Raw genomic sequence first — 23,638 nt, 5'->3', positions numbered from 1 at the left:
CGCGGCAGCGTGTCCCCGAGAACGCGCGCCCGCGCCGCGGAAGCGCGCGGGCGCGGCACTACGCCGCGCCGGGCGTGCGGCGCGTGTCGTGCACGACGACGGGCTCCTGGTGGGCGGTGACGGAGGTCAGCACCACCACCGCGTCCTCGACCGCGGTGACGCCGTGCCGCGCCTGCGGGACGGCCATCACCTCGCTCGCGCCCAGGTCCGTGTCGCCCGCCGCGCTGCTCAGCCGCACCCGCCCGCGCAGCACGAGCAGGCTGGCCGCGGGGGGCGCGTTGTGCTCCTCAAGCTCGGCGCCGGCCACCAGGGCGATCACGCTCTGCCGCAACGGGCCGTCGTGCAGGAAGAGATGCGCGCTGCGGCCGTGGTCGGCCTCGCGCGCCAGGGAGAGATGCCGGTCCGCGAGCTGGGTGAGGTCAGTCATGCCACCCATGCTGCCGCGCCACGGGCCGCCCGCAACCCGGACGGGCGAGGGCCCGCGCCGCAGGCACGGCCGCCGCGGCCGGTTCAGCGCGGGCCGGCCCCGTCCGGCGCGGCTTCCCCGGCCAGTTCGACCCGCACCGCGCACACCTTGAACTCCGGCATGCGCGACGTCGGATCGAGCGCCGGATTGGTCACCGTGTTGACGCGGCCCTCGCCCGGCCAGTGGAACGGCATGAACACCGTGTCCGGCCTGATGTCCCGGCTGATGCGGGCGGGCGCGACCGCCCGGCCGCGCCGCGAGACGACCGCGAGCCGGTCGCCCTCCGCCGCCCCGATGCGCTCCGCGAGCCGCGGGTGCACCTGCACGAACGGTCCCGGCGCCGCCGCGTTCAGCTCGTCGACCCCGCGGGTCTGCGCGCCCGACTGGTACTGCGCGAGCACCCGGCCCGTGGTCAGCAGCACCGGGTACTCGGCGCTGGGCTCCTCCGCGGCCGGCCGGTGCGCGACCGGCGCGAACCTGGCCCGCCCGTCGGGCGTGGCGAACCGGTCGAGGAACAGCCGCGGCGTGCCCGGGTGCGGCGCGGCGGCCTCGCCGGCCGGCGGCTCGGGGCAGGGCCAGAACACCCCGTCCTCCCGCGCGATCCGCCGGTAGGTGATGCCCGAGTAGTCGGCCCTGCCGCCCGCCGAGGCGCGCCGCAGCTCCTCGAACACCTCCTCGGGGTCCACGGGGAAGCCCTTCTCCCAACCGAGCCGCGCGGCCAGCGCGTTCAGCACCGCCAGGTCGCTGCGGCAGCCGGGCGGCGGCTCCACCGCCTTGCGGCGCAGCAGGACGCGGCCCTCCAGATTCGTCAGGGTGCCGGTCTCCTCGGCCCACTGCGTCACCGGCAGGACGACGTCCGCGAGCCCGGCCGACTCCGAGAGCACCACGTCGCACACGGCGAGGAAGTCAAGCGCCCGCATGCGCTCCTCGACGTGCGCGGCGCGCGGCGCCGACACCACCGGGTTGGAGGCCATCAGCAGCAGCGCCCGCACCCCGTCGGGCGTGTCGCGGCCCAGCGCGTCGAGCAGTTCGTAGGCGCTGCGCCCAGGGCCAGGCAGCACGCCGGGGTCGACGCCCCACACGCGGGCGACGTGCTCCCGGTCGGCCGCGTCGGCCAGCATGCGGTAGCCGGGCAGCTGGTCGGCCTTCTGGCCGTGCTCCCTGCCGCCCTGCCCGTTGCCCTGCCCGGTCAGGCAGCCGTAGCCGGACAGCGGGCGCCCCGCGCGGCCGGTGGCGAGGCACAGGTTGATCCACGCGCCGACCGTGTCCGTGCCCTTGGACTGCTGCTCGGGCCCGCGCGCGGTCAGCACCATCGCGGCCTCGGGCGCGCAGAACATCCGCACCGCCGCCCGCAGCTCGGGCACCGGCACGCCCGTGACGCGTTCGACCAGCTCGGGCCAGTGCGCCATGGCGGCGGCCCGCGCCTCCTCCCAGCCCGTGGTGCGGGCGGCGATGTACTCCTCGTCGGTGCGGCCCTCGGCGACCACCAGGTGCAGCAGGCCGAGCGCGAGCGCCAGGTCGGTGCCGGGGCGCGGCGCGAGGTGCAGGTCGGCCTGCTCGGCGGTCCTGGTGCGGCGCGGGTCGACGACGATGAGGGTGCCGCCGTTCTCCCGCAGCTCCGTGAAGTAGCGCAGCGCGGGCGGCATCGTCTCGGCGGGGTTGGAGCCGACCAGGATCACGCAGCCGGTGCGCGGGATGTCGGCGAGCGGGAACGGCAGGCCGCGGTCGAGCCCGAACGCGCGGGTGCCGGCCGCCGCGGCCGACGACATGCAGAACCTGCCGTTGTAGTCGATCTGCGAGCTGCCGAGCACCAGCCGGGTGAACTTGCCCAGCGTGTACGCCTTCTCGTTGGTCAGCCCGCCACCGCCGAACACGCCGACCGCGTCGGGCCCGTACCGCTCCCTGACCCCCCTCAGCCCGGCCGCCACCCGGTCGAGCGCCTCGTCCCAGCCCGCGGGCTCCAGTTCGCCCGAGCGCTCGCGGCGCACCAGCGGCCCGGTCAGCCGCGTGCCCGCGGCCAGCACGTGGGGAGCGGTGCGGCCCTTGCCGCACAGGGCGCCGCGGTTCACCTCGAACGCGGTCCGCTCCACCACGTCGAGGCCGCCGGGCGCGCCCGGCGCTGGGCGCAGGGCCATCCCGCACTGCAACGCGCAGTAGGGGCAGTGGGTGTCCGTCGCGGCAGTGCTGCTCATGCGGGCATGGTGCGTCGCGCGTGTTACGGACCGGGACCGGCCGCGTTACCCGGGCGCGGCGGCGGGCTCAGCCGGCCGCCCGGCGGCCGGTGAGGAGAGCGTGCCGCCGCCCGTGACAGCGGCGCAACACGTCCGCAACGCGGACGGCGCAGGCTGGCCGCATGAGAACAGCCCGCCCGCAGCCCGCCCTGGTCGCCGTCGCACACGGTTCGCCCGACCCCGGGGCGGAGCGGGCCGTCCAGGCCCTGCTGCGACTGGTGCGCGCGCTGCGGCCCGGCACGCGCGTGGAGGTGGGGCACCTGGAGACCGACCGGCCGCTGCTCGCCGACACGCTCGCCGGGCTGCGGGGCGAGGCGGTGCTCGTGCCGCTGCTGTTCGGCCGCGGGTACCACGTCAAGCGCGACATCCCGCGCGTCCTCGCGGGCGCCGGGCACCTGAACGTCGCCACCGCGGGGTCGCTGGGGCCGCACCCGCTGCTCGCCGAGGCCCTGCACAGCCGGCTGGCCGAGGCGGGCCACCGGCGCGGCGGCGCCGTGGTCCTGGCCGCGGCCGGCTCCCGCGACCCGGAGTCGGCGGCCGGCACCGAGTACACCGCCGCGATGCTCTCCGCGCGCCTGGGCGGGGCCCCGGTGCTGCCCGCCTACGCGTCGGCCGCATCCCCGACGGTGCCCGAGGCCGTCGCGGCCCTGCGGGAGGCGGGGCACCGCGAGATCGCCGTCGCCTCGTGCTTCGTCGCGCCCGGCCTGTTCGCCACGCGCTGCGCCGAGGCGGCGCCCGGCGTCGTCGCCGCGCCGCTCGGCGCGCACCCGGCGCTCGCCCGCCTGCTGCTGCACCGCTACGACCAGGCCAGGGCGGCGCTCACCCGCCCGCGCCCGGCGCGTACCGTGCTCGCCGCCACCGGCTGAGCGGCGGCGCGCCCCCGAGGGGGCCCTGTTCTCGTACAGCTACGGCCAAGGGGTTGCGGCGCTGCGTGATGCCCGGGGCCGGACCTCGGGCGAGGGTCAGTGGTGGGCGCATGGCGGTAGAAGCCGTTCCGCCTCGGGGTCGGCTCATCGGACTTCCGTTCGCTGACGGGCCACCAGTGTGGTGTCGCACCGGTGTGGACCCGGTCGCCCGGCACGTCGCCGAGCGCGCCCCGGCCGCCCGCCGCCGTAGGTGGGCCCTCAGCAGTTGTACGTGCTCCCTGATGTCCGAACCAGGGGTGCCGGACCGTGATCCGGGTCCTGTCGCGCTCTTGATCGCGCTTGCGTTCGCTCCCTGTCTCCTCGATCACACGCTCTCTTCCCGACGGGCGGAGAAGGCACCCGCGGCAGCCGCCAGGACTGCCGCCTCGGCGGCCCGTTTCGGGAGTTGCGGGTCCGGATCGGCACGCAGGAGCACCAGCTGGTGGTAGAGCGGCGCCGTGGCGGCGATCAGCAGGCTCCGCGCGTCCGTGTGCTGTGCGGGGAGTTCACCGCGCTCGATGGCGCGCTCGACGAGGATCTCGCACTGGGCGTACCGGTCCGTCCACAGTCGCGTCTGGGCCCGCGCGGCCTGTTCGGAGTGGAACGAGGCGGCCATCAGGGCGACGGCGAACGACGGCTGTACGACCAGGGACTCCTGGATCTCCTGGTTGAGGGCCGTCAGATCGGCGTGCAGAGAACCGGTGTTCGGCGGCTGCCAGTCGATTTCGCCGGCGGCGTCGATGACGTCGGCGAGCAGGCCGCCGACATCGCGCCACCGCCGGTAGACCGTGGCGCGGTGCACTCCGGCGCGCGTCGCGACACCCTCCATCGTGAGTCCTTCGTGACCGCCTTCAGCGAGTTCGGCGCGCACCGCATCGAGAACCTGGGCGCGGATGCGGGCGGTGCGACCGCCCGGACGGCGGTCCGATGTCGTGTCCAGTGGGTCTGTCATCGGCACCCAGTATCCGGTTGATCAAGGCGGCAGGGGCGTGACACCATCTTAATGCGACGGTTGTCGCTCTAGGCCACTGAGAGGAACCGCCTCCACGATGCAGCCCGTTCCCGCCGACCCCACCGTGCTCCACCCGATGCCCGAGCACCCGCGCGTGCTCCTGCTCAAGCCGCTGGTGAAGTCGCCGCTGATCGAGGTCGGCGACTTCACCTACTACGACGATCCGGACGACCCGACCGCGTTCGAGACGCGCAACGTCCTGTACCACTACGGCCCCGAGCGGCTTGTCATCGGCAAGTACTGCGCGCTGGGGACGGGCACCCGGTTCATCATGAACGGCGCCAACCACCGCATGGACGGTCCTTCCACCTTCCCGTTCCCCACCATGGGGGGCTCCTGGGCGGAGCATTTCGACCTGATCACCGACCTGCCCGGCCGGGGCGACACAGTCGTCGGCAACGACGTGTGGTTCGGCCACGGCGCCACGGTCATGCCCGGTGTACGCATCGGCCACGGCGCGATCATCGCCGCCGGCGCCGTGGTCACCGGCGACGTCCCCGACTACGGCATCGTCGGCGGCAACCCCGCCCGGCTCATCCGCACCCGCTACGACGCTGCGGACGTCGACCGGCTTCTCGCCGTGGCGTGGTGGGACTGGCCCGTGCAGCACCTCACCAGGCATGTACGGACGATCATGTCGGGGACCGTCGCCTCCCTGGAGGAGGCCGCCGCGCAGATCGACCAGCCCTGACATCGCGTCCTCGCCACACCGCCCGGACCCGTCCCGCGCCGGAAACGAGTGATCGCCCATGTCCTGTCCCCGCGCCCATGTCGCGATGGTCGGCGTCCCCATCGTCAGCCATGTCCTGCCCAGCCTCGCGCTCATCCGTGAGCTGGTGGACCGCGGGCACCGGGTCACCTACGCCAACGATCCGTTCGTGTCCGACCGGATCGAAGCGGCCGGCGCGGAGCTGGTGCCCTGCACCTCCACGTTGCCCGTCGAGGACAACGCCTGGCCTGCCGATCCCATCGCGGCGGCGAGCCTCTTCCTCGACGACGCCGTCCAGGCGCTCCCGCAACTGCGCGCTGCCTACGACCATGATCCGGCCGACCTGTACCTCTACGACATCGGCGCCTATGCCGCGCGCGCCCTCGCCGAAGCCCAGGGCCGTCCCCTCGTACAGCTGTCCCCGACACTCGTCGGCTGGGACGGCTACCAGGAGGAAGTCGCGGCGCATCTGCGGAAGCTGCCCGGCGCCGACGCGTACCGGGACAGGTTCGCACGGTGGCTCGCCGACTGCGGTGCGACCACCACGGACGTGGACACGTTCTCCGGCCCACCCGCCCGAGCCCTCGCCCTGATCCCGCGAGCGATGCAGCCGCACGCCGACCGAGTCGACACCGACACGGTGACCTTCGTCGGCCCCTGCTTCGACACCCGGGCGGATACGGACGGCTGGAACCGCCCGGCGACCGCGGACAACGTTCTGCTGATCTCGCTCGGCTCGGCGTACACGCTTCAGCCCGCGTTCTACCGCCAGTGCATCGCGGCCTTCGGCGACCTGCCCGGCTGGCACGTCGTGCTCCAGATCGGCAAGCACACCGACCCCGAAGAACTCGGCACCCTCCCGCCCAACGTCGAAGTGCACTCCTGGGTCCCGCAGCGGGCGATCCTGGAACAGGCCGACGCCTTCGTCACCCACGCCGGCATGGGCGGCTGCGGCGAAGGGCTCCTCGCCGGCGTTCCCATGATCGCCGTACCGCAAGGAGCCGAGCAGTTCATGAACGCCGACCGGCTCGTGGAACTCGGCGTCGCCCGCCGTGTGGACACCGCTGACGCCACCGCCGAGACCCTTCGCGCGGCGCTGCACGACCTGGTCACGGATCCGGCACGCGTCGACCGGTCCGAGCAGCTGCGGGCCGCCGCCCGGGCCGAGGGCGGCACCCCGCGCGCCGCCGACCTCATCGAGAACACGCTGGCCACCGCCGAGGGCCCCGCGTTCTGAAGCACTGCCGTTTCCCTTCCCCGGCTGGCGCCGTCCTCATCCGAGGAGGTGTACCTGGCGCGGCGGGCATGTCGGCCCGGTTGGCGAACAGGTGCCGCACCCGGCGCGCCGTCGCCTCGGACTCGCTGTGCTCGCCCGTCACCGCGACCCGCTTGATGCCCATGTCGGTAGCCAGCCCGAAGAGAACCAGCGGCCTGTACGGGAACAGGGCCGAGGGGCGCCTGCGCTGCCCGGCGCGCCGCCGGGGCGGGCGGCGGGCTACCGTTCCTGACATGCACGCCGTTCGAGAGCCCGCCGCCGTGTACGACGCGCACGCGGCCGAACGCTGGGACCCGGAGCCCGACAAGCGCCCGGGCCGCACCGCGTTCCAGCGCGACCGCGCGCGGGTCCAGCACTCCGCGGCGCTGCGCCGCCTGGCGGGCAAGACCCAGGTCGTCGCGCCCGAGGTGCCCGCCGCCGAGGCGGCCCCCCGCACGCGCCTGACCCACTCCCTCGAATGCGCGCAGGTCGGCCGCGACCTCGGGGCGGCGTTCGGCTGCGACCCCGACGTCGTCGAGGCCGCGTGCCTCGCGCACGACCTCGGCCACCCGCCGTTCGGCCACAACGGCGAACGCGTCCTCGCCCTGGTGGCGGCCCCCTGCGGCGGGTTCGAGGCGAACGCGCAGTCGCTGCGGCTGCTGACCCGCCTTGAGCCCAAGCGCTTCGCGGGCACCGACGGCAGGCCCGTCGGCCTCAACCTGACGCGCGCCACCCTCGACGCGGCCACCAAGTACCCGTGGCCGCGCGGCGCGCACCCCGCGGACCCCGCGTCGCCGAAGTTCGGCGCGTACGCCGACGACCTGCCGGTGTTCTCGTGGCTGCGCGAGCGCGCGCCCGAGGGCGGCCGGTGCTTCGAGGCCCAGGTCATGGACTGGGCCGACGACGTCGCCTACTCCGTGCACGACCTGGAGGACGGCCTGCACGCCGGCCACCTCGCGCCCGCGGCGCTGCGCTCCGGACCCGAGCGCGAGGAGGTCTGCGCGGTCGCGGCCCGCCGCTACGCCCCGCCGGGTACCGAGCAGGACGCGCTCGCCGCCGCCCTGGACCGGCTGACCTCGCAGGCGTGGTGGCCGCACGCCTACGACGGCGGCGCGCTCGCGCAGGCGCGCCTGAAGAACGCCACCAGCCAGCTCATCGGCCGCTTCTGCCTCGCCGTGGAACGCGCCACGCGCGAGCGCCACGGCCCCGGCCCGCTGGGCCGGTACGCGGCCGACGTCGTCGTTCCCGAGGCCACGCGCCTTGAGTGCGACGTGCTCAAGGCCGTGGCCGAGGTGCACGTGATGCGGCGGCCCGAGCAGCAGCGGCTGCGCGAGGCGCAGCGCGCGCTGCTCACCGAGCTGGCCGAGGCGCTGATCGCCCGCGCGCCCGAAGGGCTCGACGCGCAGTACCTCGCCCTCTTCGAGGCCGCGGGCAGCGACGCGGAACGGCTGCGCGTGATCGTCGACCAGCTCGCCGCCCTGACCGACGCGAGCGCCAGGGCCCTGCACGCGCGCCTGGCCACCGGCTGAACGGCCCCCCGCTCCCGACCCGCCCGCCCTCTTCCGGCCACGCCCGCGGTCGGGCAGGCTCCTTGGCGACGGCGAACCTGACCGGGAGGCACCGCGTGCACGGTACACACCGAACCTTCGTCATCATCGGCGCGGGACTGGCCGGGGCCAAGGCGGCCCAGACCCTGCGCGAGGAGGGCTTCGACGGCCGGGTCATCCTCATCGGTGACGAGCACGAGCACCCCTACGAACGCCCCCCGCTCTCCAAGGACTACCTCACCGGCCTGGCCGGGCGCGGCAGCCTGCTGGTGCACGAGCCCTCCTGGTACGCCACCAACCGCATCGAACTGCACCTCGGCCAGCTCGCCGTGGCCGTCGACAGGACCGCGCGCGAGGTGCGCCTGGGCGACGGCACCCGGCTGCCGTACGACGCGCTGCTGCTGGCCACCGGCGCGGAGCCGCGCCGCCTCGGTATCCCGGGCACCGACCTCGCCGGGGTGCACCACCTGCGGCGCCTGGCGCACGCCGACCACCTGCGGGGCGTGCTCACCAGCCGGGCCGGGGCGGGGGCGCCGCTGGTGGTCGCGGGCGCCGGCTGGATCGGCCTCGAAGTCGCGGCGGCGGCCCGCGCGCTGGGGACCGACGTGCTCGTCGTCGAACAGGACCCGACCCCGCTGCACGGCGTGCTCGGGCCCGAGCTCGGCGCCGTGCTCGCCGCGCTGCACCGCGAGCGGGGCGTGGCGTTCCGCTTCGGCACCCGGCCGGCCGCCGTCACGGGGCGCGACGGCATGGTGGCCGGGGTGCGCACCGAGGACGGGTGCGAGCTGCCCGCCCGCGCCGTGCTCGCCGCGACCGGCGTGACGCCGCGCTCCGCGCTCGCCGCGCACGCCGGCCTCGCGCTGGCGCGCGGCGGCGGCATAGCCGTCGACGCCGCCCTGCGCACCAGCGACCCGCGGATCTACGCGGCAGGGGATGTCGCGGCGGTCGCCGCCCCCGGCGGCGCGCGGCGCAGGGTCGGGCACTGGGCGAACGCCCTGCACTCGGGCCCCGCGGCGGCCCGCGCGATGCTGGGGCTCGACGTGGCGCACGACCGGGTGCCGTACTTCTTCTCCGACCAGTACGGGACCCGGCTCGAATACTCGGGCTGGGCGCCGCCCGGCTCCTACGACCGCGTGGTCTTCCGCGGCGACGCGGGCGCGCACACGTTCCTCGCCTTCTGCCTGCGCGAGAACCGGGTGCTCGCGGCGTTCGGCATGAACGTCCCCGGCGCGACCGAAGCCGTCGCGCACCTGATCCGCGAGGGCCGGCCCGTCGACCCCGAGGCGCTGGCCGACCCGGCCGCGCCGCTCGGCTCGCTCACCGCGGCGTGACGGCGGCACGGCCGGGGCGTTCCGGCGGGACCCCTCGGCCGTCCGTCAGCCGTCCGTCAGCCGTCCGTCAGCCGAAGGGCGGCCCGGTGCGCGCGACCTCGTGCTTGAGCACCTGGTCGCCCACGATCCCGACGGACACGGAGGGGCGCGGGGCCACCGCCCGGAAGGCGTCGAGGGCCGCCTGCGACTCCCAGTGCTCGAAGAGGTTCACGCGCCCGGGATCGACCGGGTCGGGTGAGAGGGACAGGTCGCGGCAGCCCGGGTGCCTGCGGCCCGCCTCCACGACGGTGCGGTTTTCCTCGATGAAACGGTCCCTGTCCTCGGCGGCCACATGCACCGCACCGGCGACGATCACCGACATGCCGTTCTTCCCTTCTCTCGCGCCTGCCGGGGACGCGGCCCCCGGCAGGGACCGGCCGGACGGCCGCGCCCCGCGGATGGGGACTTCCGGTGTCCGCGCGACTCATCGCCCGGCCCGCGGCGCCGCGCGACCACGCCGGGCCCCGGCCGGGCGTGCGCGCCGGTGACCTGGCGTTCGAGCCGGCCGGGACGGCGTCTAGGGTGGCGGCCATGGCGTTCGACACCGGGGCGACCGGCACCGACGAGCAGGCCGGGGCGGGCGGCGTCCGCACCGCCGTGGTCGACCTGGCCGAGATCTTCGCGCTGCGGCACCGCGTGCTGCGGCCCGGACTCGACCGCGCGACGGCGGAGTTCCCCGAGGACGGCGGGGCCGACACCCGCCACCTCGCGGCGTACGGCCCCCACGCGCCGGGCGTGCTGGCCTGCATCACGCTGTTCCCCGACCCGCTGCCCGGCACCGCGGTCGCGGCGTACCGGTTCCGCGGCATGGCCTCGGCGCCCGAGGTCAGGGGCCTGGGGTACGGCGCGGCGGTGCTCGCCGCGGCTGCCGCGGAGGCGTCCGCGCTCGGCGCCGGCCTCCTGTGGTGCAACGGCCGCGTCGGGGCCCGCGGCTTCTACGAGCGGCAGGGCTTCACGGTCGCCGGCGAGGAGTTCGAGATCGAGGGCGTCGGCCCGCACCTGGTGTTCACGCGCCCGACCGGGGCGTGAACGGCCTCCTCACGCCGGCGGTGGCCGTGCTCGGCCGCCGGGCTGTCACCGGCGCGCCGTAGACTTCTGGCGTGGCGGGCAGGATCAACGACGACGACGTGAAGGCGGTGCGGGACGCGGTCCCGATCGACGCCGTCGTGTCCGAGTACCTTCAGCTGCGTCCGGCCGGCGGGGGCAACCTGAAGGGGCTGTGCCCGTTCCACGACGAGAAGTCGCCTTCGTTCCACGTCAGCCCGAGCAAAGGCCTCTACCACTGCTTCGGCTGCCAGGAGGGCGGGGACACGCTCGCCTTCGTGATGAAGATGGAGCACCTGTCGTTCTCCGAGGCCGTGGAGCGGCTCGCCGCCCAGGCGGGGATCACCCTGCGGTACGAGCAGGGCGGCTACAGCCCCGGGCGGCAGCAGGGCGAGCGCACGCGGCTGATCGAGGCCCACCGGGTGGCCGCGCAGTTCTACGCCGAGCAGCTGGCCTCGCCCGAGGCGGAGATCGGCCGCGTCTTCCTCGCCGAGCGCGGCTTCGACCAGGCCGCGGCCGAGCACTTCGGCGTCGGGTACGCGCCGGCCGGGTGGGACCACCTGGTGCGCTTCCTGCGCGGGCGCGGGTTCACCGACCGCGAGCTGCTGACCTCGGGCATCGCACAGGACGGGCGGCGCGGCCCGATCGACCGGTTCAGGGGGCGCCTGATCTGGCCGATCCGCGACATCACCGGCGAGGTCGTCGGGTTCGGCGCGCGCAAGCTCCGCGACGACGACAACGGCCCCAAGTACCTGAACACGCCGGAGACGCCGCTCTACCGCAAGTCGCAGGTGCTCTACGGCATCGACCTGGCCAAGCGGGACATCGCCAAGAGCAACAGGGCCGTGGTCGTCGAGGGCTACACCGATGTCATGGCCTGCCACCTGGCCGGGGTCACCACCGCCATCGCGACCTGCGGCACCGCGTTCGGCGGCGAGCACGTCAAGATCCTGCGGCGGCTGCTGATGGACAGCACGAGCGCGCACAGCGCGGGCGAGGTCGTGTTCACCTTCGACGGGGACGCGGCCGGGCAGAAGGCGGCGCTGCGGGCGTTCGAGGACGACCAGAAGTTCGCCGCGCAGACCTGGATCGCCGTGTCGCCCGGCGGGATGGACCCGTGCGAACTCCGGCTCGCCAAAGGCGACGACGCCGTGCGGGAGCTGGTCGAGACCCGTTCACCGCTGTTCCAGTTCGCGATCGAGTCGGTCGTCGGGCAGCACAATCCGGACACGGCCGAGGGGCGTTCCGCCGCGCTCGAACACACGGCGCAGATCGTGGCGCAGATCAAGGACCCGGCCATCCGGCACGAGTACGCGGTACGGCTGGCCGGGCTGCTCGGCATCATGGACGAACGGTTCGTGGTGCGCCGCATCAGCCAGCTCGCCCAGTGGGGCAGGGAGCGGCAGCGCGCCGCCGCCGCGGGCGGCGAGCGGGCCGCCGGCCGGCCCGGCGGCCCCGGGGCGCCGGCCGCGCCGCCGCGGGAGCGGGAGGCGTGGCCGGGGGGCGGAGCGGTGCGGCAGGGCCCCCCGCTGAACCTGCGCAGCCCGGCACTGCTTGAGGAGCGCGAGCTGCTGAAGCTGGCCCTCCAGTTCCCCGAGCTGGTCTCACCGGCCTTCGACGCGTTCGGCGAGGACGAGTTCACCGCGCCGCCCTACGTGGTGGTGCGCCGCGCCATCGCGGACGCCGGCGGCACCGAGTCCGCCGACGGCGCGTTCCTCGACCGGGTGCGCGAGGCGGCACCGGACGACTCGGTGCGCGTCCTGGTCAACGAGCTGGCCGTCGAGCCGCTGACCATGCCGCGCCGCAGGCAGCAGGAGGCGGACGTGTACGCGGGGCGGCGCCTGGTGCAGGTGCGGCTGGCCGCCGTGCAGCGCCGCCTGGCCGATCTGGAGTCCGCCGCCCGCCGCGCCGAGGCGCAGAGCGGCAACGCGCGCGCCGCCGAAGTCCGCCAGGAGCTGTGGGCGTTGCAGCAGTACCGCACCGCGCTTGAGGAGCGCGGCGTGGCCGCCCTCTACTCCTGACTCCCGGCCGCGCCCCGGCCCCGCGCGGCCGGACGACCTCGCGCGCGCCCGCCCCGGGCGCGGTCGCCGCCGCAAAAAGTCGCCGCACGCATCTCGTGGCCGGAGTGCGCCGTACCTCACACTGGGGGCGGTGCCGCTTCCCGTCCTGCCAACCTCCTCCTTCCCCCCGCCTGCCGCGCGACCCGCGTTCCGCGACGTCCGCGAGACCTCTGGAGGCCGCTTCGTGCAGACCCCGACCCTCGGTGACCGCAGTACGGTTCAGGCAGCAGCGCGGCCACGGGTGGCCCCGCGGCCCGAGGCCGGCGGGGCGACCGGCGACCTCTTCCGGCAGTACCTGCGCGAGATCGGCCGGATTCCCCTGCTGAGCGCGTCCGACGAGGTCGAGCTGGCCCGCCGCGTCGAGGCGGGCCTGTTCGCCGAGGAGCGGCTGCTGACCGCGACCGGCCTCGACGAGCGGACGGCCCTCGACCTGGACCGGCTCGTGGTGCGCGGGCGGCTGGCGAAACGTCACCTCATCGAGGCGAACCTGCGCCTGGTGGTCTCCATCGCCAAGCGCTACATCGGGCGCGGCCTGACCATGCTCGACCTGGTGCAGGAGGGCAACCTCGGGCTGATCCGCGCGGTGGAGAAGTTCGACTACACCCGCGGCTTCAAGTTCTCCACGTACGCGACCTGGTGGATCAGACAGGCGATGTCGCGCGCGATAGCCGACCAGGCCCGCACCATCCGGGTCCCGGTCCACGTCGTCGAGCTGATCAACCGGGTGATCCGGGTGCAGCGCCGCGTGCTCCAGGAGCGCGGGCACGAGCCGACGTCCGAGGAGGTCGCCGTCCTCCTCGGGCTGACGCCCGCGCGTGTCAGCGAGATCCTCCAGCTCGCGCAGGACCCGGTGTCCCTCCAGGCCCCGATCGGCGACGAGGACGACGTGAACCTCGGGGACCTCATCGAGGACGCCGACGTGCTCTCCCCGGCGGAGTCGGCCGCGTTCATGCTGCTGCGCGAACAGCTCGAAGCGGTGCTCTCCACCCTCGGCGACCGCGAACGCCGCGTCGTCGAGCTGCGCTACGGCCTGCTCGACGGTCGGCCGCGCACGCTGGAGGAGATCGGCCGGATGTTCGGCGTCACGCGCGAGCGCATCCGGCAGATCGAGCACAAGACGCTCGGCAAACTGCGCGACCACGCGTACGCCGGGCAGCTGCGCGGCTACCTCGACTGAGCCGGGCCGCCGGGCCGGGCCGCCGCGCCGGGCCGTCAGCCGAACGCGCCCGGGTGGATCTCGTCCCGCACGGCCGCGAACTGCCGGCGCACGGCCGTGCCGACCGCGTCCCTGCCGTCCTGCCCGTCCTTCCCGTCCTTGTGGCCGGGGCTCAGCGTCTCGCCGGCCGCGGATGGCCACGGCGGCGGGGCGTCGGGGGTGAGCACGCCGTCGGAGACGCCCTGGGCCCAGGCGGCCTGCCGGGCCGCGCCGATGGCGATGTAGTCGGCCGGTGCCGGGATGACGGCCTCGGCGCCGAACAGCGCCGGGGCCAGGGCCTTCACCGCGGGCAGCGCGGCGGCGGCGCCGAGCAGGAAGACCCGGTCGATGCGCACGCCCCGCCCCCGCAGCACGTCCGCGGCGTCGGCGATGCCGCACAGCATGCCCTCGAACGCCGCCCGCGCCAGGTGCTCCGGCTTCATGCTCTCGCGCCTGATGCCGGCCAGGGTGCCCGCGCTGTGCGGGAGTTCGGGGGTGCGCTCCCCGGCGAGGTAGGGCAGCAGGACCAGGCCGTGCGCGCCGGGGGTCGAGCGCAGCGCCAGCTCCGACAGGCCCGCCAGGTCGGTGCCGAGCAGTTCGGCGGTGCCGCGCAGCACCCGGGTGGCGTTCAGGGTGCGGACCACGGGGAGGTGGCGGCCGGTGGCGTCGGCGTATCCGGTGATCGTGCCGCTCGGATCGGTGAGCGCCTCGTCGTGCACCGCGCACACCGAGGCGGACGCGCCGAGCGAGACCACCGCGTCGCCGGGACCGACGCCGAGCCCGAAGGCGGCGGCCATCGTGTCGCCCGTGCCGGCCGAGATCAGCAGCCCCTCGGGAGTGCGGCCGGCGGGCTCGGCGGGACCGAGGACGTCGGGCAGGGCGACGGGGTGTCCGATGGCGAGTTCCGCGAGTTCGTGCCGCCACGCCTCGGACGGCGAGGACCAGTAGCCGGTGCTCGACGCGCCGCCGCGGTCGGTGGTCCAGCGCTGCGGGCGGCCGAGGAGCTGCCACACCAGCCAGTCCTGGGCCTGGAGCACGGCCGTGGTCCGCTGCGCCGCCTCCGGCTCCTCGCGCGCGAGCCGCCGCAACTGCGTGACGGGCTGGCCGGGTTGCGGCACGGAGCCGACCGCCTCCGCCCACGCGGCCCGCCCGCCGAGCGCGTCGACGAGCCCGAGGGCCGCGGCCTGCGTGCGTTCGTCCCCGCCGGTGAGGGCCGGCCGGACCGGGGTGCCCTCGGCGCTCAGGGCGACGACGCCGTGCTGCTGGGCCGCGACGCCGATGGCGGAGACGTCTTCGAGAACGCCGCCGTCCGCCGCCTCACCGAGCGAGAGCAGCCACGCCTCGGGCGTCGACTCGCCCTCGGGGTGCTCCGCGTGGCCGTGCCTGACGACATCGCCGGTGTCCGCGTCGCAGACGACGATGCGGGTGTATGCGGACGAGCTGTCAAGACCGGCGACCAATCCCATGGGAACAGATGATGCCTCATACACGCGTTCCGGTGGATCGCGGTCCGGCATTGTGACCGTTTGGGCTCAGGAACGGGACGGTTGTTGCCCGTTCGTCGCCCTTTCCCGCTCGTTGTCGCGCGTTGCCGCCCGTTGTTGCTTGTTCCCGCTCGTTCGCACCCGTCATGCCGGTCGCGGGCGTCAGGCGCCGGACTCCGCCGGGCGCACCTCGCCGACCACGTCGGACGACCGCGGGCCGGAAGCGCGCCGTTCGAGCAGGCGGCGGGCGACCGGTTCGGTCCACCGGGTCGCGAACGGCCCGAGGATCACGAGGATCAGCACGTAGGCGGTGGCGATCGGCGCGATCCTGGGCTCGGTCGCCGAGGCGAGGCCGGCGATGACGATGGAGAACTCGCCGCGGGCCACCAGCGCGCCCCCGGCGCGCAACCTGCCCTTCGGGCCGATCCCCGCGCGCTTGGCCGCGTACCAGCCGGTCACGATCTTCGTGCCCGCGGTGACGAGCGCGAGGGCGAGCGCCGGCACGAGCACCGGCGGGATCGCGCTCGGATCGGTCGACAGCCCGAAGAAGACGAAGAAGACGGCGGCGAACAGGTCGCGCAGCGGCGTGAGGAGGCGCCGGCTGGTGTGCGCCACCTCGCCGGACAGCGCGATGCCCACGAGGAACGCGCCCACCGCCGCGGAGACCTGGAGCTGCTGCGCGACACCGGCGACCAGCAGGGTCAGGCCGAGCACGACGAGCAGCAGCATCTCCGGGTTGTCGGAGGAGACGGCCCTGCTGATGAGGCGGCCGTGCCGCAGCGCGAGGAACAGCGCCGCGCCCGCCGTGGCGAGCGCGATGGCCAGCGTGACGCTGCCGCTCGCGAGGCCGACCCCGGCCAGCACGGTGGAGAGCACCGGCAGGTAGACGGCCATCGCCAGGTCCTCGATGACGAGGATGCCGAGCACGACGGGCGTCTCGCGGTTGCCCAGCCGGTTGAGGTCGGTGAGCACCTTCGCGATGACGCCCGAGGACGATATGTAGGTGACGCCCGCGAGGGCGAGCGCGCCCACGGGACCCCAGCCGAGCAGCAGTCCCGCCACGGCGCCTGGCGTCGCGTTCAGCACGAGGTCGACCACGCCGGACGGGTACTGGGTGCGCAGGCTGTCGACCAGCTCCGTCGGGCTGTACTCAAGGCCGAGCATGAGCAGCAGCAGGATGACGCCGATCTCCGCGCCGACCTCGATGAAGCCCTCGGTGGTGGACAGCGGCAGCAGGCCGCCGTGCCCGAACGCCAGGCCCGCCAGCAGGTAGAGCGGGATCGGCGACAGACCCAGCCGGCCGGCCAGCCGCCCCACGAGGCCGAGGCCGAGCACGACGGCCCCGAGTTCGATCAGCATGGTCGTGGTGTCGTGCACGGTCACCGCACCTTTCCGTTGGGCCTGCGGGGCGCGCCGCCCGGCCGCCGGGGCGCGCCGCGCCGTGCGGGACGTGGCGCCCGGCGGCGCCTCACGAGCCCGCGATGATGTCGGCCAGGTCGTCGACGCCCTCCCGGGTGCCGACGACCAGCAGCGTGTCGCCTGCTTCGAGCCGGTGGTCGGGCCCGGGGGAGGGGTGGGCGCCGGTCCTGCGCAGGACCGCGACGATCGAGGCCCCGGTGCGGGTGCGGGCCCTCGTGTCGCCCATCGGGCGGCCCCGGTAGGGGGAGCCGAGCCCGACGGTGATGCGTTCGGTCACCAGGTCCAGGTCGAACTCGGTGCCCGGCAGCCGGTGCTCCGCGCGGTCCGGCGCGATGATCGCGGCCAGGCGCGCGGCCTCCTCGGCGTCCAGCGGCACGGTGCCCTGGCAGGCGTCGGGGTCCTCGGGGGAGTAGAAGGCGAGGAACCGCCTGCCGTCCTCGTGGGCCACGACGGAGATGTGCCGCCCGTCGCGCGTGGTCATGTCGTACTGCGTGCCGACGCCCGGCAGCGGAGTGCGTCGCGTCGCCATGAATGTCCTCCCCGGCCCCGCCGCTCGTGGCGGGAGCGATAACACGCCAGCCCCCGGCGTCTGTTGCCTGTCGTGTCGCGAGGTCACAGTAGCAGCGCGGGCCCGGCCGGGGCACGGGCCAGGCACGGCCGAGGGCCTCGCGGCGCACGGGCCCCACCCGCCGCCACCTGCGGCGACCGGCCGCGTCCAGCCCGGCCGCGAGGGCGGCGGGCGGAGCCGCGGGCGGCGTTCGGACCACCGGGCCGCCCGCGGAACGCCGTCGGCGCGTGTCCGCCCCGGCCCGGGCGGGCGGCGGGGCGCGTTCCCCCATGTTCCCGCGCGTTCCACCGTGTTCCCCCCATGCGGAATAGGGGCGGTGGTCCGCCTGCCGTTACTGTCGGGACGACGTGGGGCGGACGCGAGGACGGAACGAGTGGCGATGACGACATGGCTGACACGGGCGGTCGGTGACCGCTTCGGGCCGGTCCGCCTGCTGCCCCTCTTCGTCGGGATCGGCTACCTGCTGTTCGTGCAGCGCTCCGACCCGACCACGGGCGACTGGCTGGTGACCGTGCTCGCCGGGCTGGTGTTCGCGCCCGGCGCCGTCTGGCCGCTGGCCGTCACCGTCGCCGAGGCCGCGCTCGTGGTCGGCGCGCAGCACTTCGCGGACGCCACCCCGGTCGCCGTGAAGGTGCTCGCCAGCGTCGCCCTGCTCGAACTCGCCGTCCGCCGCCCGCTGCACACGGCCGCGATCGGCACGGCGGCCGTGGCCTGCGCGTACGTCGCCGTCATGGGCAAGCACCAGACGGCCGACAGCGTGTGGGCCGTCGGGTACCGCGTGCTGTGCGTCACCGCGGCCCCGCTCCTGCTCGGCGCCTACCTGCGCGCCGCCGCGCGCGCCCTGGACGAGGCGAGGGCCCGCGCGGCGGAGGCCGAACGGCGGCGCGCCCTGGCCGAGAGCAGCGCCCGCCTCGCGGAACGCACGGAACTCGCCCGCGAGCTGCACGACCTCGTGGCGCACCACGTGGCCTCGATGGCGTTGCGCGTCGGTGTCGCGCGCACCGTGCTGCCCGGCCTCGACCCCAAGGTGAGCGCCGTCCTCGACGACGTGCACGGCTCCGCCACGACGGCCCTGGCCGACCTGCGCCGCATGGTCGCCGTGCTGCGCGACCCCGCCGCGGTGCACGAGGCCGCAGGCGTGCTCCTGGCCGAGTCGGACGAACTCCCCACCGCGGTCGCCACCGTGGCCGGCCGCAGCACGCGGGCGGGCCTGCCCGTGGACTGCCACGTCGACCCGGAAGCGGTCAGGCTCGACTCGATGCGCGGGCTCGTCGTGCTGCGCGTCGTGCAGGAGGGCCTGACCAACGCGGTCAAGCACGCCGGGGCCGGCGCCAGGGCCCGGGTCGCGGTGGCCATCGCGGACGGCGAGGTGACGGTGGAGGTGACCGACGACGGGGGCGCGCCCGAGCCGGGGCCCGCCGGTGGGCAGGGGGCGCGGGCCAGGCAGCCGCAGCCCGTGGGAGCCGTGGCCGCGGGCGCGCCGGAACCCGGATTCGGCCTGGTCGGGCTGCGGGAACGGCTCGGCCTGGTCGGCGGCGTCCTGACCGCGGGACCGCACGAGGGCGGCTGGCGGCTGTCGGCCGCCTTCCCCGCCGCATCCCCGTCCGCCGGCTCGGCGGAACGGAGCGCCGCGCCCGGCGCCACCGACCCGGCCGACGGCGGTTCCGCCGCCCCCGGCCCCTGCGGGCGGCGGCTGCGCGCCGGGGCCCGGCCGCCGGGACCGGCCCACGCGTCCTGACGGCGGTCTCGCGGCTGAACGGGACACGGCTGGTTGCGGTTGCGGTTGCGGTTGCGGTCGCGGTGCGGGCGGTCGCGGTGCGGGCGGTCGCGGCTGAACGCGGTCACGGCTGAACGCGGTCGCGGTGCGGGCGGCCGGTGCGGGCCCGTCGCGCTGCCGGTCGACCCTCGAACATCACCTCTGGTAATTTTCCCGACACTGTGCGTAAGATGATTACGGAGCGTGACTGTGGGGGTCGTGCCCGTACCTCGGAGGTGCCGCATGTGGCTGCCACGCCGCCCGGTCCTGACGCTGCTCGCTGCCGCCATGGCCTGTGCCGTACCCGGGGGCGCGGGACACGCCGCCGCAGGCCCGCCGTCCTCGGCGGGCCGGGGCGGCGGGCCGTTCCCCGGGGCGCCGCCCGCCGGGGGCGGCGGTCGGGAGCGGCCCACGATCGTGCTGCTGCACGGGGCGTTCACGGACGCGTCGATCTGGCAGGACGTCACCGCCGTGCTCCAGCGCCGGGGCCACCAGGTCCTCGCCACGACGAACCCGCTGCGGGGCCTCGACTCCGACTCCGCCTACGTCGACAGCGTGCTCGACCACGTCGCGGGTCCCGCGATCCTGGTGGCGCACTCCTACGGCGGCGCGGTCAGCACCAACGTGACCGTGCGTCCCGGGCTGCGGGCGCTGGTCTACGTGGCCGCGTCCGCGCCGGCGAAGGGGGAGCTGTTCGGCGTTCCCGGGGCCGGGCCGGGCGCAGGCGCCGAGGGGGACTATGTGCGGGTGCCCTACACCGAGCCGGACGGCAGCACGGGCACCGAGATCTACGTCAGGCGCGAGGTGTTCGCGGACACGGTGACCGGGCCCGACGTGCCGGCCTGGCGGTCCGCCGCGATGGCCGTCTCCCAGCGGCCCATCGACTCCGACGCGGTTGAGGCCGAGTCGAAGCGGGAGGCGTGGCGCTCGCTGCCCTCGTGGTTCCTGATCCCGGGGCGGGACCGCGTGCTCAGCCCGGAGTCGCAGCGGTTCATGGCGGAGCGGGCCGGAGGTGTGATCAGGGAGGTCGACGCGGCGCACGCCGTGATGCTGACCCACCCCCGCACGGTGGCCGACCTCATCGAGGAGGCCGCTCTGGCCACCGCCCGCGCTCCTGCCGAGGGGACGGTGGGCCGGTGAGCGGTGCGCGGACCGGGAAGCGGCCAGGCCCCGCGGTCCGCCCGCCCGGCCCGCCCCGCCACCCGGCCCCTTGGGTGCGCGGTGCGTCAGGCGTCCGGTGCCGCCTTCCTGAAGACCTCGAACAGCGCGAGGTAGTTGTCCTCGCCGTGCCCCGCGGCGATCGCCCGCTCGGCCAGCTCCGTCATGAACCGCGGCGCGGCGGCGTCGACGCCCTGCTCCAGGCAGGTGCGGGTGATGTGGTCGAGCGCCGTCCGGTTCATCTCCATGGTTCCCACGTCGCCGGAGTAGTGGCCGGGACCGAGGTTCACGGCCTGCTCCGCGAAGGCCGCGTCGATCACCGTGGGCATGAACCAGGTGCGGACCAGGTCGACGAACTCGGTCGCCGGCACCTCGGCCGAGCGCGCCAGCGCGGTGGCGTGCAGCAAGCCGTTGACGGTCGCGTACATCAGGTCGAGCAGGGCCGCGTTGTACAGCACGGCGAGTCCGGGGTCGGGGCCGAGATAACGGGGGTCCCCCAGCGTCGCGAGCGCGTCCCTGTGCTCGTCGAAGACGGCGCGCGGGCCGCTGTAGAGGAAGACGGCGTCGGGCTGCCCGACGAGCGGCGGCGGGACCATGATGGCGCCGTCGAGATACGCCGCTCCCCGCTCGGCCGCCCAGTGCGCCGCTGCGCGGGCCTCCTCGGGGGTGCCGGAGTTCAGGTTCACCAGCGCCCGGCCGGACAGGGCGTCGGCCGCGGTGGGCGGGAGCGCGGCGCGGGAGCGGGCCCGGTCGGCGCGCGTGCCGCGTACCCCGGGGGCGCGCCGCTGAGGACGGGACGCGCGGGCGGCGCCCGGCCCCGCCGGTCCGCCGCCCGGTCCGGCCCGGTCCCGCCGGGTGCGGCCCGGTGGCGGGGTGGCGGGTGGTGCGGCCTGGTGTCGGTGGTGGCGGTGCCCGGTACCGGTGCGGCCCGGTGCCGGGTGGTGCGGTCCCGTGCCGGGGTGCCGGAGCCTGTTCCGTTGGTGTCGGGCGGTGCGGCCTGGTGTCGGTGGTGTCGGGCGGTGCGGCTCGGTGTCGGTGGTGCGGTCCGGTCGTGGTGCCGGGGGTGGCGGTGCCCGGTACCGGTGCGGCCCGGTGGCGGGGTGCCGGGCGGTGCGGCCGGTGCCTGTGCTGATGCCGCCGGCCCGGTGTTGGCGGTGCCTGCCGTGTCGGTGCTGACACCACCGGCCCGGTGCCGGTACGGACGCCGTCGACCGGGGGGCGGTCGTGCCGGTGGTGGGGTGGCGTGGGGCCTCACCCGGCGCCGGGCGTTCCGCCTGCTGCCCGGCGCGGCGGGCGTTCGGCGAGCGCGAGGGTCCTGCGCGCCCCCGCGACGACGGCCGCGTCCACGAAACGGCCGTCCGGCAGGGCCAGGGCCCCCGCGTCGGTCGGCGCCGCCCCGACCACGTCCCTGGCCGCCGCGACCTCCTCGGCCGTCGGCCGGTACGCGTCCTCGATCACCGGGAGTTGGCGCGGGTGGATCGCGGCCCTGCCCAGGAAGCCGAGGGCCCGGCCCGCGGCGCAGGAACGGGCCAGGCCCGCGGTGTCCCGCACGTCGGGGAACACCGACTGGGCCGGCGGCGCGAGACCGGCGGCGCGGGCCGCGACGACGGCCCGGCTGCGGGGCCAGGCCAGCCCCGCCTCGGTGGTCACGCCCAGGTCGGCGCGCAGGTCGGCCTCGCCGAGCGCGATGCCGGCGAGTGCCGGGTGCGCGGTGGCGACGGCGAAGGCGCGCTCGACGCCGAGCGCGCTCTCCAACAGGGCGTACAGCGGGGGGACCCGGTCCCCGGTCCAGCCGGTGACGCGGGCGATGTCCCCCGGGCCCGTCACCTTGGGCAGGCGCAGGGCGCCCAGGCCGGGCAGCGGGGCGAGTCGGCGCACCTCGGTCTCGGCGAGCGGCCCGTCCAGCGCGTCCACGCGGACGTGCACCGGTACCGGAAGCGGCTGGGCGAGCAGGTCGGCGGTGGCGTCCAGCGCGTAGCGCTTGCGTTCCGGCGCCACGGCGTCCTCCAGGTCGACCACGACGACGTCGGCGCCCGAGGCCAGGGCCTTGGCGACGACCGCGGGCCGGTCGCCCGGCGCGTACAGCCAGGTCAGGTGGCCGGCGGCGCCGTGCGGCGTGTCTCCCCGGACGCCGCCCGGCGGGCTCACGCGGCTCCCTCCGCCCGCAGTTCGGCGATCTCCTGGTCGGTCAGACCCAGCCCCGACAGCACGGCGTCGGTGTCGGAGCCGTGCGGGCGGCCGGCCCACCGCACGGCGCCCGGCGTCTCGGACAGGCGGAAGAGGACGTTCTGCATGCGCACCCGGCCCAGTTCCTCGTCCGGTACCTCGGTGATGGAGCCGAGGGCCCGGTACTGCTCGTCGGCCAGCACGTCGCGGATGTCGTAGACGGGGGCGATCGCGGCCTCGGCCCGCTCGAAGGCGGCGACGACCTCGGCCCGGTCGTGCCGGGCGATCCAGTCCCCGACGGCCTCGTCGAGTTCCGCGGCGTGCCGGGCCCGGCCGGCGCCCGTGGCGAACCACTCCTCCTCGATCACCTCGGGCCGGCCGACCAGGCGCATGACGCGTTCCGCGATCGACTGGGCCGAGGTGGACACGGCGACCCACGAGCCGTCGGCGGTCCGGTAGGTGTTGCGGGGGGCGTTGTTGGCGGACCGGTTGCCGGTGCGCTGCTGCACGTAGCCGAGCTGGTCGTACCAGATCGGGTGCGGGCCGAGCACGGTCAGCATGGGCTCGATGATGGCCATGTCCACGACCTGTCCGCGCCCCGTGCCGTCGCGGCCGGCCAGCGCGGTCATCACGGCGTAGGCCGTGGACAGCGCGGCGATCGAGTCGGCGAGGCCGAACGGGGGGAGGGTCGGCGGTCCCTCCGGTTCACCGGTGATGGCGGCGAACCCGCTCATCGCCTCGGCGAGGGTGCCGAAGCCGGGGCGCCGCGCGTAGGGCCCCACCTGGCCGAAGCCGGTGACGCGGGCGAGGACGAGGCGCGGGTTGGCCGCGGACAGCTCGGGCCAGCCGAGGCCCCACCTCTCCAGCGTCCCGGGGCGGAAGTTCTCGATGACGACGTCGGATTCGGCGGCCAGCCGCAGCAGCACGTCCCGGCCGCCCGGGGTCGACAGGTCGAGGGTGATGTTCCGCTTGTTGCGTCCGAGGAGTTTCCACCACAGCCCGACGCCGTTCTTGCTCGGACCGTGGCCGCGGGACGGGTCGGGTCTGCGCGGGTGCTCCACCTTGATCACCTCGGCGCCGAAGTCGCCGAGCATGGTGGCGGCGAGCGGTCCGGCGAACAGGGTGGCGAGGTCGAGGACTTTCAGTCCCGCGAGGGGTGCTCGGGTGCTCATCGTGCGTCCTTGCGGTGCTCGTTCCGCTGGTGCTTGTCCGGTTCCCGCGGGGGCAGGCCGGTTTCGTCCCGGCCGCGCGGGGCCCGCCGCCGCTCGCGGGGGCGGCCGGGCGCGCCCGGGC

20 protein-coding genes are annotated in these 23,638 nt (G+C 75.6%); 10 read left to right on the top strand and 10 right to left on the bottom strand.

Translation table 11 applies throughout. The features are described 5' to 3' along the window. Positions 1-58: 58 nt before the first annotated feature. Together LC193_RS07260 and LC193_RS07255 are read right to left on the bottom strand one after the other, a co-directional pair. Positions 59-427, bottom strand: a complete 369-nt coding sequence (locus LC193_RS07260; RefSeq protein ID WP_226072682.1) for a cupin domain-containing protein — start codon at positions 425-427, stop codon at positions 59-61. 83 nt (positions 428-510) lie between these two features. Then, the gene (locus tag LC193_RS07255) at positions 511-2,658 is read right to left on the bottom strand and encodes a molybdopterin oxidoreductase family protein (RefSeq protein ID WP_226072681.1); all 2,148 of its coding nucleotides are present in this window, start codon (positions 2,656-2,658) and stop codon (positions 511-513) included. Between the two features lie 161 nt (positions 2,659-2,819). On the opposite strand from LC193_RS07255, the gene LC193_RS07250 reads away from it, so the two are divergent. After that, positions 2,820-3,563 (top strand): sirohydrochlorin chelatase, encoded by a 744-nt coding sequence (locus LC193_RS07250; protein ID WP_226072680.1) that lies wholly within the window; start codon positions 2,820-2,822, stop codon positions 3,561-3,563. Positions 3,564-3,927: 364 nt separating this feature from the next. Here LC193_RS07250 and LC193_RS07245 read toward each other — a convergent pair whose 3' ends face one another. Further along, positions 3,928-4,554 carry a TetR/AcrR family transcriptional regulator gene (locus LC193_RS07245; protein WP_226072679.1) on the bottom strand — a complete coding sequence of 209 codons (627 nt, stop codon included), beginning with the start codon at positions 4,552-4,554 and terminating at the stop codon, positions 3,928-3,930. A gap of 97 nt (positions 4,555-4,651) precedes the next feature. Here LC193_RS07245 and LC193_RS07240 point away from each other — a divergent pair, with 97 nt between their 5' ends. The 4 genes from LC193_RS07240 (at position 4,652) to LC193_RS07225 (ending at position 9,456) form a co-directional block, all read left to right on the top strand. Next, entirely contained in the window at positions 4,652-5,305 is a 654-nt protein-coding gene (locus LC193_RS07240; RefSeq protein WP_226072678.1) for a CatB-related O-acetyltransferase, read from the top strand. A 58-nt stretch (positions 5,306-5,363) separates the two neighbouring features. Next, complete coding sequence (locus LC193_RS07235; RefSeq protein ID WP_226072677.1) at positions 5,364-6,560, top strand: macrolide family glycosyltransferase; 1,197 nt, start codon at positions 5,364-5,366, stop codon at positions 6,558-6,560. A 272-nt stretch (positions 6,561-6,832) separates the two neighbouring features. Next, positions 6,833-8,107 (top strand): deoxyguanosinetriphosphate triphosphohydrolase, encoded by a 1,275-nt coding sequence (locus LC193_RS07230; protein WP_226072675.1) that lies wholly within the window; start codon positions 6,833-6,835, stop codon positions 8,105-8,107. Positions 8,108-8,202: 95 nt separating this feature from the next. Continuing rightward, positions 8,203-9,456 carry an NAD(P)/FAD-dependent oxidoreductase gene (locus LC193_RS07225; RefSeq protein WP_226072673.1) on the top strand — a complete coding sequence of 418 codons (1,254 nt, stop codon included), beginning with the start codon at positions 8,203-8,205 and terminating at the stop codon, positions 9,454-9,456. A gap of 67 nt (positions 9,457-9,523) precedes the next feature. Here LC193_RS07225 and LC193_RS07220 read toward each other — a convergent pair whose 3' ends face one another. Continuing rightward, a complete protein-coding gene (locus LC193_RS07220; protein ID WP_226072671.1) occupies positions 9,524-9,817 on the bottom strand; it encodes a putative quinol monooxygenase in 294 nt (97 codons plus the stop codon). An 89-nt stretch (positions 9,818-9,906) separates the two neighbouring features. Here LC193_RS07220 and LC193_RS07215 point away from each other — a divergent pair, with 89 nt between their 5' ends. The 3 genes from LC193_RS07215 to LC193_RS07205 all read left to right on the top strand — a co-directional run bounded on the left by LC193_RS07215 (position 9,907) and on the right by LC193_RS07205 (position 13,776). Beyond that, on the top strand, positions 9,907-10,524 hold the full coding sequence (locus tag LC193_RS07215) for a GNAT family N-acetyltransferase (protein ID WP_226072669.1): 618 nt from the start codon (positions 9,907-9,909) through the stop codon (positions 10,522-10,524). A gap of 71 nt (positions 10,525-10,595) precedes the next feature. Then, positions 10,596-12,560: a DNA primase gene (gene dnaG, locus LC193_RS07210; RefSeq protein ID WP_226072667.1), complete on the top strand. Its 1,965-nt coding sequence runs from the start codon at positions 10,596-10,598 to the stop codon at positions 12,558-12,560. Continuing rightward, positions 12,526-13,776 carry an RNA polymerase sigma factor gene (locus tag LC193_RS07205; protein ID WP_404819364.1) on the top strand — a complete coding sequence of 417 codons (1,251 nt, stop codon included), beginning with the start codon at positions 12,526-12,528 and terminating at the stop codon, positions 13,774-13,776. Before dnaG ends, LC193_RS07205 begins: the two co-directional genes overlap by 35 nt. A gap of 35 nt (positions 13,777-13,811) precedes the next feature. Here LC193_RS07205 and LC193_RS07200 read toward each other — a convergent pair whose 3' ends face one another. From LC193_RS07200 to LC193_RS07190, 3 genes are all read right to left on the bottom strand, one after another. Beyond that, a complete protein-coding gene (locus tag LC193_RS07200; RefSeq protein ID WP_226072665.1) occupies positions 13,812-15,260 on the bottom strand; it encodes an FGGY family carbohydrate kinase in 1,449 nt (482 codons plus the stop codon). Between the two features lie 180 nt (positions 15,261-15,440). Further along, positions 15,441-16,655, bottom strand: coding sequence for a cation:proton antiporter (locus LC193_RS07195; RefSeq protein ID WP_226072663.1), 1,215 nt, complete (start codon positions 16,653-16,655; stop codon positions 15,441-15,443). A 91-nt stretch (positions 16,656-16,746) separates the two neighbouring features. Continuing rightward, positions 16,747-17,226, bottom strand: coding sequence for a cation:proton antiporter regulatory subunit (locus tag LC193_RS07190; RefSeq protein ID WP_226072651.1), 480 nt, complete (start codon positions 17,224-17,226; stop codon positions 16,747-16,749). Positions 17,227-17,644: 418 nt separating this feature from the next. On the opposite strand from LC193_RS07190, the gene LC193_RS07185 reads away from it, so the two are divergent. Both LC193_RS07185 and LC193_RS07180 read left to right on the top strand, forming a co-directional pair. Next, entirely contained in the window at positions 17,645-19,003 is a 1,359-nt protein-coding gene (locus tag LC193_RS07185; protein ID WP_226072650.1) for a sensor histidine kinase, read from the top strand. A 261-nt stretch (positions 19,004-19,264) separates the two neighbouring features. Continuing rightward, entirely contained in the window at positions 19,265-20,161 is an 897-nt protein-coding gene (locus tag LC193_RS07180) for an alpha/beta fold hydrolase (RefSeq protein WP_226072649.1), read from the top strand. Positions 20,162-20,247: 86 nt separating this feature from the next. Here LC193_RS07180 and LC193_RS07175 read toward each other — a convergent pair whose 3' ends face one another. From LC193_RS07175 to LC193_RS07165, 3 genes are all read right to left on the bottom strand, one after another. Next, entirely contained in the window at positions 20,248-20,865 is a 618-nt protein-coding gene (locus LC193_RS07175) for an imine reductase family protein (RefSeq protein ID WP_226072648.1), read from the bottom strand. 565 nt (positions 20,866-21,430) lie between these two features. Further along, a complete protein-coding gene (locus LC193_RS07170; RefSeq protein WP_226072647.1) occupies positions 21,431-22,327 on the bottom strand; it encodes an HpcH/HpaI aldolase/citrate lyase family protein in 897 nt (298 codons plus the stop codon). Further along, positions 22,324-23,517, bottom strand: a complete 1,194-nt coding sequence (locus LC193_RS07165) for a CaiB/BaiF CoA transferase family protein (protein WP_226072646.1) — start codon at positions 23,515-23,517, stop codon at positions 22,324-22,326. Before LC193_RS07165 ends, LC193_RS07170 begins: the two co-directional genes overlap by 4 nt. Between the last annotated feature and the right edge of the window lie 121 nt (positions 23,518-23,638).

The sequence above is a fragment of the Streptomyces marincola genome (genome assembly GCF_020410765.1).
GTDB classification, from domain to species: domain Bacteria; phylum Actinomycetota; class Actinomycetes; order Streptomycetales; family Streptomycetaceae; genus Streptomyces; species Streptomyces marincola.
Note: the sequence above shows the minus strand (reverse complement) of the source record. Positions and strands in the feature narration are given on the sequence as shown.

Bases quoted from the DNA above. Each gene is read 5' to 3' on its own strand.
- LC193_RS07260 (WP_226072682.1), bottom strand. From the start codon at position 427: ATGACTGACCTCACCCAGCTCGCGGACCGGCATCTCTCCCTGGCGCGC.
- LC193_RS07255 (WP_226072681.1), bottom strand. From the start codon at position 2,658: ATGAGCAGCACTGCCGCGACGGACACCCACTGCCCCTACTGCGCGTTG.
- LC193_RS07250 (WP_226072680.1), top strand. From the start codon at position 2,820: ATGAGAACAGCCCGCCCGCAGCCCGCCCTGGTCGCCGTCGCACACGGT.
- LC193_RS07245 (WP_226072679.1), bottom strand. From the start codon at position 4,554: ATGACAGACCCACTGGACACGACATCGGACCGCCGTCCGGGCGGTCGC.
- LC193_RS07240 (WP_226072678.1), top strand. From the start codon at position 4,652: ATGCAGCCCGTTCCCGCCGACCCCACCGTGCTCCACCCGATGCCCGAG.
- LC193_RS07235 (WP_226072677.1), top strand. From the start codon at position 5,364: ATGTCCTGTCCCCGCGCCCATGTCGCGATGGTCGGCGTCCCCATCGTC.
- LC193_RS07230 (WP_226072675.1), top strand. From the start codon at position 6,833: ATGCACGCCGTTCGAGAGCCCGCCGCCGTGTACGACGCGCACGCGGCC.
- LC193_RS07220 (WP_226072671.1), bottom strand. From the start codon at position 9,817: ATGTCGGTGATCGTCGCCGGTGCGGTGCATGTGGCCGCCGAGGACAGG.
- LC193_RS07200 (WP_226072665.1), bottom strand. From the start codon at position 15,260: ATGGGATTGGTCGCCGGTCTTGACAGCTCGTCCGCATACACCCGCATC.
- LC193_RS07190 (WP_226072651.1), bottom strand. From the start codon at position 17,226: ATGGCGACGCGACGCACTCCGCTGCCGGGCGTCGGCACGCAGTACGAC.
- LC193_RS07185 (WP_226072650.1), top strand. From the start codon at position 17,645: ATGACGACATGGCTGACACGGGCGGTCGGTGACCGCTTCGGGCCGGTC.
- LC193_RS07180 (WP_226072649.1), top strand. From the start codon at position 19,265: ATGTGGCTGCCACGCCGCCCGGTCCTGACGCTGCTCGCTGCCGCCATG.
- LC193_RS07165 (WP_226072646.1), bottom strand. From the start codon at position 23,517: ATGAGCACCCGAGCACCCCTCGCGGGACTGAAAGTCCTCGACCTCGCC.